Genomic DNA, 11629 nt, shown 5'->3' with positions numbered 1-11629 from the left:
GCACGTCGCGGACTACTGAACGCCGCGCCGCATCGCCGCGCCCGTTCGGGTAGCATCGAGCGATTCACCGCGCGGCCGTCCGCGCGCATAACAAGCCTCCCGGAGACTGCCCTTCATGTCCTCGCATGCCGATTCGCCCGCCGCTCATCACGCGGGCTCGCTGACGATTTTCCAGGGCGCCGCGCTGTATATCGGCGCGGTGCTCGGCACCGGCGTCATCGCGTTGCCCGCGCTCGCCGCCGAGGTCGCGGGCCCGGCGTCGCTGCTTGCATGGGCCGCGCTCGTCGTGCTGTCGGGGCCGCTTGCGGCCACCTTCGCCGCACTCGGCGCGCGCTATCCGGACGCGGGCGGCGTATCGACCTACGCGCGACGTGCGTTCGGGCCGAAGGCCGCGGCGATCGTCGGCTGGTGTTTCTATTTCGCGGTGCCGGCCGGTGCGCCGGCCGCCGCGATGTTCGGTGGCGCGTACGTCGCGGCCGTCACGGGCGGCGGGCATACGACGGTTATCGTCACGGCTGCCGCGCTGATCGCGACGGTGTCGGCCGCGAATGCGTTCGGCGTCACGGTGTCGGGCCGCATGCAGCTCGTGCTGTCGGCGCTGCTCGTCGCGCTTCTGCTGGCCGCCGTGCTCGCATCCGCGCCACATGCGCGCCCGGCGAACCTGCATCCGTTCGCGCCGCACGGGTGGCTCGCGGTCGGCCAGGCTGCCGCACTGCTCGTGTGGAGCTTCGCGGGCTGGGAAGCGATCACGCACCTCGCGGCCGAATTTCGGCGGCCCGCGCACGACATGCCGCGCTCGGCCGGCATCGCCGTCGTGGTCGTCGGCTTCCTGTACCTGTCGGTCGCGGCTGCGAGCGTGACGGTGCTCGGGCCATCGGCCGGCGCGTCCGGTGCGCCGCTTGCGGAACTGATCGCGGGCGGCATCGGCGGTCATGCACAGGTGCTGGCGGCCGCAGCCGCGCTGCTGCTCACGCTCGGCACGATGAACGCGTATTTCGCGGGCGCGGCCAAGCTCGGCGCGGCGCTCGGGCGCGACGGCGCACTGCCTGCATGGCTCGCGCAAGGCAGCCAGGTCGGCGGCGTGCCGCGCCGCAGCCTCGGCGTGATCGCGATGCTGGCGGCCGTCGCGCTGGCCGCGACGACGCTCTCGGATGTCGGGCCGAAGCCGCTCGTGCTCGTCACGTCCGGGTGCTTCGTGATGGTGTACGGCCTCGGCGCGGCCGCCGCGCTGAAACTGCTGCCGCGCGGCGGCATTGCGTATCGCTGCGCATGGATTTCGCTGGTCGCCGTCGCCGGGCTGTTCCTGACGACCGGATGGTATTTCCTGTGCCCGCTGCTGCTCGCGGGCGGTGCGCTGCTGTATCTGCGGATAGCCGGGCAGCGCACGTGATCGCTTGCCGGTGCCGTGTGCGGACGAGCGCGCGCCCGTTCACCGCGATGCACCGGCACGCCGTGCATCGGCCGCGCACCGCTTCGCCCTGTGCGTCAGGCCGGCACGAGCTCGAAGCTGAGCCGCTTGCCGAGCGCGGTGGCGGCGCTCGCGAGCGTCGCGAGCGTGAGGCTCGTATCGGTTTCGTCGAGCAGCCGGTTGAGTGCGGCGCGGCTGGTCTTCATCCGCGCGGCCATCGCGGTTTTCGTGATGTGCTGCGCCTTCATTTCCTGCCCGATCTGCCACGCGATCACGCGCTTGATCGCGGTGGCGGTGGCCGCTTCGAGGTGCCCTTCCTCCTCGAGGAACGTGTCGAAGTCGCTGCCGATATGCGGATTGTTCGTGGTCGTCATGGGTACTCCAGTGCATGGCGTTGCCGGCCGGCACATCGCCGATCGCATGTGGCGGCGCAGCCGGGGGAATTCAGATGGCGCGCGTCAGCGCTTTCAGCCGCGCGACGGTCACATCGAGATCGTCGGACGGCGTGGCCTGCGACTGCTTGAAGAACGCATGCAGCAGCACCATCGTGTCGCCGACGATCGTGAACAGCACGCGCGCGCTTCGCCGCGGCAGCATCACGCGGATTTCCCAAAGATCCGCAGACATCTTCCGGACCAGCGGCATGCCGAGCGGCCAGCCGAGCTGAACGGTCTTGATCTCTTCGCCGATCACCCTGCGTTCGATCTGCCCGAGCGCCTGCAGCCATTCGCGCACCGGCTCGTTACCACGCGCGGTGCGGAAGAACCGCACGCCGAGCGTGATCTGAATCTGCTGTCTCGCCATCGTCGTGTCATCGATCGTATCAAAAACGGTACGATATGCCAAGCATGACGAGGCCCGCTACTGACCGAACGGCTAACGAATGGAGGTGAAAGAACGGCGGCCGGACACCGCCCGCCCACGCCCTGCCCGGCGGCTCAATGCGCGCGGCGAGCCGGCTTGCGCGCGCCGCGGGGCGTGCGACGGGTGGGCGCATCGCCGAACCGCGCCTGCGCGATCTCGCGCACGGCGTCGATCAACGTCCGGGCGACGGGTGACGGTTGCGCGTCGGTGCGCAGCACGAGTCCGACCGGCTCGTCGGTGCCCGCGGACGGCAGCGGGAGCCGCGCAAGTGCACCGGCCGACAGGTCGTATTCGGCCGCATAGAGCGGCACGAACCACACGGCGTCGTTCTCGAGCGCAAGCGCGCGCGCGACCGACACCGACAGCACCTCGATGAACGAATCCAGCGGCGGCGCGCCGCACGCGCCGAGCAGTTGCTCGGCCGACTGGCGGATCAGCGTGCCGAACGGCGGCAGCACGACCGGGTAGCGCGCGAGCTCGACAGCCGGCGTGGCGCTCGTCAGCAGCGGATGGCCCGCGCGCACGACTGCGACGAGCGGTTCGTTGTACAGCTGCTCGAACGCGAGGCCGATCATCCGCTCCGGCTCCGACAGGCGCCCGATCGCGCATTCGATCGTCCCGGCCTTCAGGCGCTCCAGCAGCTCGGTGTTCGCGGCCGTCGCGATCCGCACCACGATGCGCGGCCAGCGTGCGGTCAGCGCCTTCATCAGCGCGGGCGCGAGCGATGCCGCAACCGTCGGCAGCATGCCGATTTCGAGCGTCGCCGCGGCCGCGCCGCCCTCGCGCGCGAGCAGCCCGACGCCCTGCCGCAGCGCCAGCACGCACGCGTTCGCATGCGGGATGAACAGTTGCGCTTCGCGGGTCGGCTGCGCGCCGTGACGCCCCCGTTCGAACAACTTCACGCCGAGGATCGACTCCAGTTCGGCGATCGTCTTCGATACGGCCGGCTGCGTGATCGACAGGCTTTCGGCCGCCTTCTGCACGCCGCCCAGTTGCGCGACCGCGAGAAAACATTGCAGGTGCCGGAACTTGACGCGGCCGTCGGCGATACGGTTATTCATAACGAGCAGTTATGCGAGTGACGATGAATTGCCATTTTGCATAACTTTCCGGAAAGGCCCAAGCATTCGGCGCGGTGTCACGCATGACGCCGCAGCGCGTGGAATCCGGTCGGCTCCCAGATCCGTTTCGCGATCAGCAGGGCCGTGCCGCGCTTCTGCCCGAGCGGCGCCGACGACGACTCCGCATGCAGCGCCGCCGCCTTGCTGCCGAGCCGCCGCAGTTCCTGCTCGAGTTCCGCGGCGGCCGCGTCCGTCAGCATCCCTTGCGAGAACGTCATCGTCTCGCCCGGGCCGTCGAAGCGGCTGCCGAGAAAGTCGTCGAGCACGTGCGCATGGAAATAGCGGCGGATCGGCCCGCCCGGCAGCCAGTCGAAATCGCGCGCGACGCGCACGCGAATCCGGTCGCCCGGGAGCAGCGCGATCACGTTCATCCGGTCGAGCATCAGCAGGTATTTGACGCACTCGGCCTGCGTCACGCGATAGGCGGACACGATGTCCTGCACGGTCCAGTAGTTGATCGCGCAGACGGCGACGAGCAGCAGCTTCTCGTCCGACACGAGCAGCGCCTCCTGCTGCTCGGTCAGCACGCGCAATCGCGGCGCGGACGCCGACGCCTCCTGCACGAGCTCGGCGAGCGTGTAGCCGAGCAGTTGCGCGATTTCCGCGACACGCTCCAGCGTGAAGCGGCCGCTCGCGAACAGCCGTTTCACGCTCGTCTCGGACAGGTCGAGCGCACGCGCGACGTCGCGGTAGGTCATCCCCTGCGCCTTCAGCTGGCGCTTCAGCGTTTCGATGAGTTGGGCGGTCTCGGTCATGTTGGTATCGAAAAATGATGCTAATGGTCGGATATTAGGCTACTCGCGCATCCGAACAAGCACTTTTGGATACTCGTCTGCATAATCCGCTCCGTCCTGTCATGCACCGACGGAGCCGCGATGAACACCCGAACCGACACCCATTCCTTCGATCCGCAGCACGCTGCTCGGCGCGATGCCCGCGACACCGATCGCACGCTGCCGCTCGCCACGATGCGCACGCTGGCCGCCGGCGCGCACGTCGGGGATCTCGTGTTCATCCGCGTACCGGCCGGCGCGTCCCGTGCCGCCGCAGGCAGCGTGGACGCGTGGGCCGGTCGCTTCGGCATCGTCGTCGATACGTCGGGCGACGAGCCGCTGATCGCCGAGCCCGCGTTTGCGCGGACGAAGCTCACGCCGCTGTCGCGCTTCGTCGCCCGCGCCGACGGCGGCCGCATCGCGCTGGCCCGCCGCGTCGCGGCACCGAACGCCGACGCGCAACGCAACGTGCACGCGCTGGCCGAACAGCGGATCGACGCGCTGCTCGGCAGCCGCGTCAAGCTGCTGGCGCAGCGCGGGTTCTGCGCGAACTATGTGACCGACGTGCTCGGCGCTGACCGCGCCGCGACACCGGCCGCGCTGCTGCGCAGCGGCACGCTGTCGCTCGAATTCAACGGGATCGTCTTCGATCCCGCCCGACCGTAAAGAGACGAAGGACGAACGACGGACACGCTCGGGGAGACCGGATAACAACAACAACGAAACACAATAAAGCAGCGACGGGCTGGCTGGAGGGCCGTGCACGGAGTCGTCACCGACGACGCGAAGCCCGATCGCTTTTTCCGCCGGACAGGCCGCCTGTCCGGCGGATTTTCATTGGCGCCGCAAAACATAACGAACGGTTATGCAATTCGCGAAAAAAGGTCATTTTTCATAACTTTCCGGCTTGGCTAAAGTCTTGCCATCCACTTCGCGAAATACCTATCAGGAGACGCCCGATGGATTCCCCCACGATCCTCACGCCGCGCGACTGGCCGTCGCATCCCGCGTATGTCCACCCCGAGTACCGTTCGTCGGTGAAGCGCGGCCCGACGCGCCCGATGATCCCGTTGAAGGAAAAGCTGCGCGACCAGTTCGCACCCGTCTACGGCGCCGAGGATCTCGGCGCGCTCGACCACGACCTGACGAAGAACGCCGTGAAGAACGGCGAGCCGCTCGGCGAGCGCATCGTCGTCACCGGCCGCGTGCTCGACGAAGGCGGCAAGCCCGTGCGCAACACGCTCGTCGAGGTATGGCAGGCGAACGCGGCCGGCCGCTACGTGCACAAGGTCGACCAGCACGACGCGCCGCTCGACCCGAACTTCCTCGGCGCCGGCCGCTGCATGACCGACGCCGAAGGCCGCTACCGCTTCCTCACGATCAAGCCCGGCGCCTATCCGTGGGGCAACCATCCGAACGCGTGGCGCCCGAATCACATCCACTTCTCGCTGTTCGGCGACTACTTCGGCTCGCGCCTCGTCACGCAGATGTACTTCCCCGGCGACCCGCTGCTCGCGTACGACCCGATCTTCCAGGGCACGCCGGAAGCGGCGCGCGACCGCCTGATCTCGCGCTTCTCGATGGACATCACCGAAGAAGGCTATGCGCTCGGCTACGAATTCGACATCGTGCTGCGCGGCCGCGACGCTACCCCGATGGAGCGCTGAACCATGACGACGCTGAAGCAAACCCCTTCGCAGACGGTCGGCCCGTACTTCGCGTACGGCCTGTGCCCGCAGCAATACAACTACGATCTGAAGAGTCTGTTCACGCCGACGATCGCCACGCCGGACGCCGACGGCGAGCACGTGCTGCTGGTCGGACAGGTGTTCGACGGCGACGGCAACGTCGTCAGCGACGCGGTGCTCGAATTCACGCAGGTGGACGCCGCGGGCCGCTATCCCGCGTCGCGTGACGACATCGCGAAGTCCGGTTTCACGGGCTTCGCCCGCGTCGGCACGGGCACCGATGCGCAGCACCGCTTCGTCGTATCGACGGTGAAGCCGGGCCGCATCGCCGCCGACGAAGCACCGCACGTCAACGTGACCGTGATGATGCGCGGGATCCTGACCCATGCGTTCACCCGCGTGTATTTCGACGACGAAGCTGCCGCGAACGCGGCCGATCCGGTGCTGAACCTGGTGCCGGCCGAACGCCGCGCGACGCTCGTCGCGAAGCGCGACGCGCAACCGGGCCGGCCCGTCGTGTATCGCTTCGAAATCCGCATGCAGGGGCCGGACGAGACCGTGTTCTTCGACGCGTGACGCGCGAGCCGGCGCCGGCCGGCTGCTCGCACCGAACCGCCGCGTGGCGCGATTCCAACAGGTATCGCATCGCGCGGCGGTTTTCATTTTCGCGCATCAACATTCGATGCCGTGCCGCAGCACGCCCGGTCGGGATTGCCGACGCCCGTCGCTGGCTCCTTCGGACCCGAAATCGAACGCGCGATTAAAACGCATGCTGCGACTGCACATAAATCGTGGGGGTCGCGCAATATCGTTTGCGCGTTATGCGGCGTATGCTTTGCTATCCGCAGTCCGCCGAGGCAATTAATTCGAAACAAGCAACAATTTCACGATTCGATGCACGAACACGTCCCGCTGGCTGTCGCGCATTTTTTCTGACCGAGTGCCTTTAAGCGCGTCTGACCGAAACCTGGCAGGCGCGTTTTTTTCGTCCGTGACCGAAGCGCGGCACCGCGCCCGCCACCGTATCCGTTCCGACTAGCGGCGCGCCTCCAGATACCGGCTCGGCGTTTCGCCGAGGATGCGGCGAAACGCCGACGTAAAGGCGCTCGCGCTCGCATATCCGAGATCGAGCGCGACACGCGTCACCGGCTGCCCGTCGCTCAGCCGTGTGATCGCCGCCAGCATGCAGACCTGCTGGCGCCACGCGGCGAAACTCACGCCGGTCTGCGCGCGGAACAGCCGCGTAAACGTGCGCCGGCTCACGCCCGCATCGGTCGCCACCTGGTCGAGATCGGCCGCGATCGACGGCGACGCGAACAGATGCCGGCAGATCTTCGCGAGGCGCGCATCGCTCGGCAGCGGCGCGTGCAGCGACAGCCGCGGCATCGTCGCGATTTCCGCGATCAGCAGCGCCATCAGCTTGCCTGCCCGGCCGTCGACGTCGTACATCGCCGGCAGGTCGATCGCATCGTCGATCAGTTGCCGCAACAGCGGCGACACGCCGTATACGCCACACTGGTCCGACAGCCCCGCGGCCCGGGCCGCGTCTTCGGACACGAACGCGTTGAGCATCGTGACCGGCCCGGTCATCGTCATTTCGTGCCGCACGCCGGCCGGCACCCAGCACGCGCGCTGCGGCGGCACCAGCCAGCGGCCGTGCGGCGTCGACACGCTGATGGTGCCGCGCGACGCGAACGCGAACTTCCCGCGCCCGTGCGCGTGCTCCGGAAACGTCGTGCCCGCCGCGTAGTCGTTGGCGGTCGCCACGACGCTACGCGGAATATGTTCGTAGGGATCCAGCAGCGTATTTCTCAAGGCCCGAATTCCATCATGAAGGAACCGATAGCGAAGGCGGGTCACCTTCGATCGGTCTACGATCCGCTCCACGCTTGCGCGACCGGACGGCCGCAAGACCCGACGGCCGAAACGGCCGGATAGCGACTTCATCGGAGCGGAGATGTCGAATACATTTCATCTCGCGGGGCGTGGGCCGACACGGATTTCAGCGACCAGATCGCGGTCCGGCATCCGGTCGGCACGCATCACCGCAGCATGAACGACATGGCCGACAGGCTGTTCAGCGTGCGCACCACGTGCTCCACCGACGGCCCGTCGAAGCGCAGCGTCACCGCATCGACCCGCTCGAGCGACGGCAGCACGCAGAACAGATCGGCGAGCGCGGCCGTCTGCACGCGCAGCGTGCAAGCAGCCGGCGCGGGCCGATGCGCACCCGCGCGCCAGCCGGACGACAGCGCGTGCGCGACCGTTTCGCGTGCGGCGGTCGCGATGCGCGCGCAGGACGCTGCCGGCGTGAGCGTGTCGCCGCTCGATGCGCCGCCAGCCGTCTTGACCGTCTCGAAACGCGCGTCCGGAAACAGCGGCCGGGTTTCCTCGGCGAATACGTCGTCGCCCGACGCCAGCGCGACGCGAGCGCCGTATTCGCGCGCCAGCGCGCCGTACAGCCCGGCTTCGCCGAGCTCGACGCCATTCAGCCACACCTGCGTGAACGCGAAGTTGTTGATGGTGTGCGCCAGCACGCCGCGTGTCTGCGATTTCGCGTGAAAGCCGATCATGAACACGAGGTCGGGCTGCTGTTCGAGGCCCGCCATCATCCCCAGCGTACGCGGCTTGCCGAGCACGACGCGGGCACGGGCATCGAGCCCGTCGGGCAGCAGATTGCGGAAGCCGCCATGCGAATCGTTGACCCAGACGGCCTGCGCGCCGCCGGCGAACGCGCCTTCGATCGCCGCGTTCGCCTCGGCGGTCATCCAGCGGCGCGCGCGTTCGTATTCCGGGTTGCCGGCACGCGTCTGCTCGACGGCGAACACACCGGCCACACCCTCGATGTCGGTCGAGATCAGAATCTTCATGAATGGATCGGACGTCCTTCGTTGTCTTCGTTGAATAACCGTTCGAGATCGGGCACCGCGTCGCGCAGCGATTGCCGCACATGGCCGTCGCGCCCGGTCACTGTCACGGCCTGCAGCAGCGCGTCGGCGATCGCGTGTTCGACGCTCTCGGCCGCGGCCATGAACAGCGGATCGAGCGCCGCATCGGCCACGAGGGCCGGCAGCGCGACGGTCGATGCATCGGGCGCGATCGTGTACGCGGTCGAAAAAGCGAGCGCGATGTCGCCGCTGCCGTGCCCGTAGACCGAGCCGGTGCGAGCAAGCCCGGCGCCCGCGCGACGGGCGAGCCGCGACAGTTGCCGCGCGTCGAGCGGCGCATCGGTCGCCAGCAGTAGGATGATCGACCCTTGCTCCGGCGCCTGCGCGTTCGCGGCGGCACGCCGCTGCGCGACGACGCGCCCGAGCGGCACGCCGCCGAGCGTCAGCATCGGCAGCCGGCCGAAATTCGCGAGCACCAGCGCGCCGACCGTGTACGGCCTGCCGGCCGCGACGGCCACGCGCGACGCGGAGCCGATCCCGCCCTTCAGGTCGAAACACGACATCCCGCGCCCGGCGCCCACCGCGCCACGCGCGAAGTCTCGCGCCGCCGTATTGCAGGCTTCGTCGTAATGCGCGGCCGTCACCGCGAACGCCTGGATGTCGTTCAGATAGCCGTCGTTGCACTCGAACACGAGCGGGTTGACGGTCGACCAGTCGCGGCCGATGTGCGGATTCTTCGCGATCGCCGCGCGGATCTGCGCCTGCGCGACCGCGCCGACGCCGAACGTGTTGGTCAATGCGATCGGCGTGTCGAGCGTGCCGAGCTCGTCGACCTGCACGAGCCCGACGCTCTTGCCGAAGCCGTTGATCACGGCCGCGCCGGCCGGCACCTTGCTGCGGTAAAGATCGCCCGGATGCGGCTTGACGACGGTGACGCCCGTCTGCACGTCACCGGCATCGAGCGTCGCGTGGCCGACCGTCACGCCCGGCACGTCGGCGATCGTGCCGCGTGGCCCGGCTGGCAGCGTCGCGGCCCACATGGGTGCAGCTCGCATCAGCGCCGCTCCAGCTTCGGGTCGAGCGCGTCGCGCAGCCCGTCGCCGAGCAGGTTGAACGCGAGCACCGTCAGGAAGATCGCGAGGCTCGGGAAGATCGCGACGTGCGGCGCGGTCACCATGTCCGCGCGCGCCTCGTTGAGCATCGCGCCCCACTCCGGCGTCGGCGGCTGCGCGCCGAGCCCGAGGAACGACAGGCTCGCGGCCGTGATGATCGACGTGCCGATCCGCATCGTGAAGTACACGACGACCGACGACACGGTGCCCGGCAGGATGTGCCGCATGATGATCGTCCAGTCGGACGCGCCGATGCTGCGCGCGGCTTCCACGTAGGTCATGTGCTTGAGCATCAGCGTGTTGCCGCGCACGAGCCGCGCGAACGCCGGAATGCTGAAGATCGCGACCGCGCAGATCACGTTGACCATCCCGTTGCCGAGGATCGCGACCACGCCGATCGCGAGCAGGATCCCCGGGAACGCGAACAGCACGTCGGCCACGCGCATCGTGATGCGGTCCCACCAGCCTTCGTAGTAGCCCGCGAGCAGCCCGAAGAACGTGCCGACGAGCGCGCCGAGCGCGACCGAGAAGAAGCCGGCGGCGAGCGAGATGCGCGTGCCGGTGACGATCCGGCTGAAGATGTCGCGGCCGAGCGAGTCGACGCCGAACCAGTGCACGGCCGACGGCCCCGCGTTCAACGCGTCGTAGTCGAAATAGTTCTCCGGATCGAACGGCACGATGTGCGGGCCGACGAATGCGAGCACGACGAGCGCCAGCACGAAACCGCCGGCGACCAGCGCGACGGTCTGCTTGCGGAACTTGCGCCAGAATTCGCGCCACGGCGTGCGGATCGCGCTCGATGCGGCCGACGCCGCGGGCTGGACAGTCGCGTTCATGCGCGCCTCACTTGAACCGGATGGTCGGGTTGATGACCGCGTACAGCACGTCGACGGTCAGGTTGATCAGGATGAATTCGAGCGAGAACAGCAGCACGATCGCCTGGATCACCGGGTAGTCGCGCATCGTCACCGCGTCGACCAGCAGGCGCCCGAGCCCCGGCCAGTTGAACACGGCCTCGACGACGATCGAGCCGCCGAGCAGGAAGCCGAACTGCAGCCCCATCATCGTGACGACCGGGATCATCGCGTTGCGCAGGCAATGCTTGAGCACGACCATCGGCTCGTGCACGCCCTTGGCGCGCGCGGTGCGCACGTAGTCCTCGTTGAGCACCTCGACGAACGACGCGCGCGTGAAGCGCGCCATCACGGCCGCGACCGCGGCGCCGAGCGTCAGCGACGGCAGCACGTAGCTCTTCCACGTGGCGTCCGGCACGACGGGCAGCCAGCCGAGCTTCACCGAGAAGATCTCCATCAGCAGCATGCCGAGCGCGAATGCCGGAAACGAGATGCCCGACACCGCGATCGTCATCCCGAGGCGGTCGGGCCAGCGGTTGCGCCATACCGCCGACGCGATCCCGATCGCCATTCCGAACGCCGTCGCCCAGACCATGCTGACGAGCGTCAGCAGCAGCGTCGGCATGAAGCGCTCGCCGATCTCGGTCGACACCGGACGCTTGCTGCGCGTCGACATGCCGAAATCGCCGTGCGCGATCTTCACGAAGAAGTTCGCGAACTGCGTCGGCAGCGGCCGGTCGAGCCCGAGATCGGCGCGCACGAGCGCGACCGTCGCGTCGTCGGCTTCCGGGCCCGCCGCGAGCCTCGCCGGATCGCCCGGCAGCAGGTGCACGAACAGGAACACCAGCACCGCGACGATCGCGAGCGTGGGCAGCAGGCCGAACAGGCGTTTGACGAGAAAATTCAGCATGGGGCACCGAT

General features: G+C 68.4%; 13 protein-coding genes. 4 read left to right on the top strand and 9 right to left on the bottom strand.

What is annotated here, in order from left to right; genetic code table 11:
- The first annotated feature begins 115 nt into the window (after positions 1 to 115).
- The gene (locus WS46_RS07065; protein WP_059525091.1) at positions 116 to 1390 is read left to right on the top strand and encodes an APC family permease; all 1275 of its coding nucleotides are present in this window, start codon (positions 116 to 118) and stop codon (positions 1388 to 1390) included.
- A gap of 95 nt (positions 1391 to 1485) precedes the next feature.
- Here the strand turns inward: WS46_RS07065 and WS46_RS07060 are convergent, their stop codons facing one another.
- From WS46_RS07060 to WS46_RS07045, 4 genes are all read right to left on the bottom strand, one after another.
- Positions 1486 to 1782 carry an XRE family transcriptional regulator gene (locus WS46_RS07060; protein WP_059466239.1) on the bottom strand — a complete coding sequence of 99 codons (297 nt, stop codon included), beginning with the start codon at positions 1780 to 1782 and terminating at the stop codon, positions 1486 to 1488.
- A 70-nt stretch (positions 1783 to 1852) separates the two neighbouring features.
- Positions 1853 to 2212, bottom strand: a complete 360-nt coding sequence (locus tag WS46_RS07055) for a type II toxin-antitoxin system RelE/ParE family toxin (RefSeq protein ID WP_059525089.1) — start codon at positions 2210 to 2212, stop codon at positions 1853 to 1855.
- Between the two features lie 134 nt (positions 2213 to 2346).
- Entirely contained in the window at positions 2347 to 3333 is a 987-nt protein-coding gene (pcaQ, locus tag WS46_RS07050) for a pca operon transcription factor PcaQ (RefSeq protein WP_059689925.1), read from the bottom strand.
- A 77-nt stretch (positions 3334 to 3410) separates the two neighbouring features.
- Positions 3411 to 4148 (bottom strand): helix-turn-helix domain-containing protein, encoded by a 738-nt coding sequence (locus WS46_RS07045; RefSeq protein ID WP_059689924.1) that lies wholly within the window; start codon positions 4146 to 4148, stop codon positions 3411 to 3413.
- Positions 4149 to 4268: 120 nt separating this feature from the next.
- Here WS46_RS07045 and WS46_RS07040 point away from each other — a divergent pair, with 120 nt between their 5' ends.
- The 3 genes from WS46_RS07040 to pcaG all read left to right on the top strand — a co-directional run bounded on the left by WS46_RS07040 (position 4269) and on the right by pcaG (position 6430).
- Entirely contained in the window at positions 4269 to 4832 is a 564-nt protein-coding gene (locus WS46_RS07040) for a YiiX/YebB-like N1pC/P60 family cysteine hydrolase (RefSeq protein WP_059689923.1), read from the top strand.
- A gap of 293 nt (positions 4833 to 5125) precedes the next feature.
- On the top strand, positions 5126 to 5833 hold the full coding sequence (pcaH, locus tag WS46_RS07035; protein ID WP_059525082.1) for a protocatechuate 3,4-dioxygenase subunit beta: 708 nt from the start codon (positions 5126 to 5128) through the stop codon (positions 5831 to 5833).
- Positions 5834 to 5836: 3 nt separating this feature from the next.
- Positions 5837 to 6430, top strand: coding sequence for a protocatechuate 3,4-dioxygenase subunit alpha (gene pcaG, locus WS46_RS07030; protein ID WP_059689922.1), 594 nt, complete (start codon positions 5837 to 5839; stop codon positions 6428 to 6430).
- 459 nt (positions 6431 to 6889) lie between these two features.
- Here pcaG and WS46_RS07025 read toward each other — a convergent pair whose 3' ends face one another.
- From WS46_RS07025 to gsiC, 5 genes are all read right to left on the bottom strand, one after another.
- Positions 6890 to 7669, bottom strand: coding sequence for a helix-turn-helix domain-containing protein (locus WS46_RS07025; RefSeq protein ID WP_059689921.1), 780 nt, complete (start codon positions 7667 to 7669; stop codon positions 6890 to 6892).
- A 227-nt stretch (positions 7670 to 7896) separates the two neighbouring features.
- Positions 7897 to 8724 (bottom strand): M55 family metallopeptidase, encoded by an 828-nt coding sequence (locus WS46_RS07020; RefSeq protein WP_059689920.1) that lies wholly within the window; start codon positions 8722 to 8724, stop codon positions 7897 to 7899.
- Positions 8721 to 9797 (bottom strand): P1 family peptidase, encoded by a 1077-nt coding sequence (locus tag WS46_RS07015; RefSeq protein ID WP_059689919.1) that lies wholly within the window; start codon positions 9795 to 9797, stop codon positions 8721 to 8723. Before WS46_RS07015 ends, WS46_RS07020 begins: the two co-directional genes overlap by 4 nt.
- Entirely contained in the window at positions 9797 to 10690 is an 894-nt protein-coding gene (gene gsiD / locus WS46_RS07010; RefSeq protein WP_059450559.1) for a glutathione ABC transporter permease GsiD, read from the bottom strand. The genes WS46_RS07015 and gsiD overlap by 1 nt, the downstream gene beginning before the upstream one ends.
- A 7-nt stretch (positions 10691 to 10697) precedes the next feature.
- Positions 10698 to 11618 (bottom strand): glutathione ABC transporter permease GsiC, encoded by a 921-nt coding sequence (gsiC, locus tag WS46_RS07005; RefSeq protein ID WP_059689918.1) that lies wholly within the window; start codon positions 11616 to 11618, stop codon positions 10698 to 10700.
- Between the last annotated feature and the right edge of the window lie 11 nt (positions 11619 to 11629).

The sequence above is a fragment of the Burkholderia sp. RF4-BP95 genome (assembly GCF_001521985.1).
GTDB lineage: Bacteria > Pseudomonadota > Gammaproteobacteria > Burkholderiales > Burkholderiaceae > Burkholderia > Burkholderia diffusa.
The sequence above is the reverse complement of the archived record's forward strand: the minus strand, read 5'-3'. Positions and strand labels throughout refer to the sequence as shown.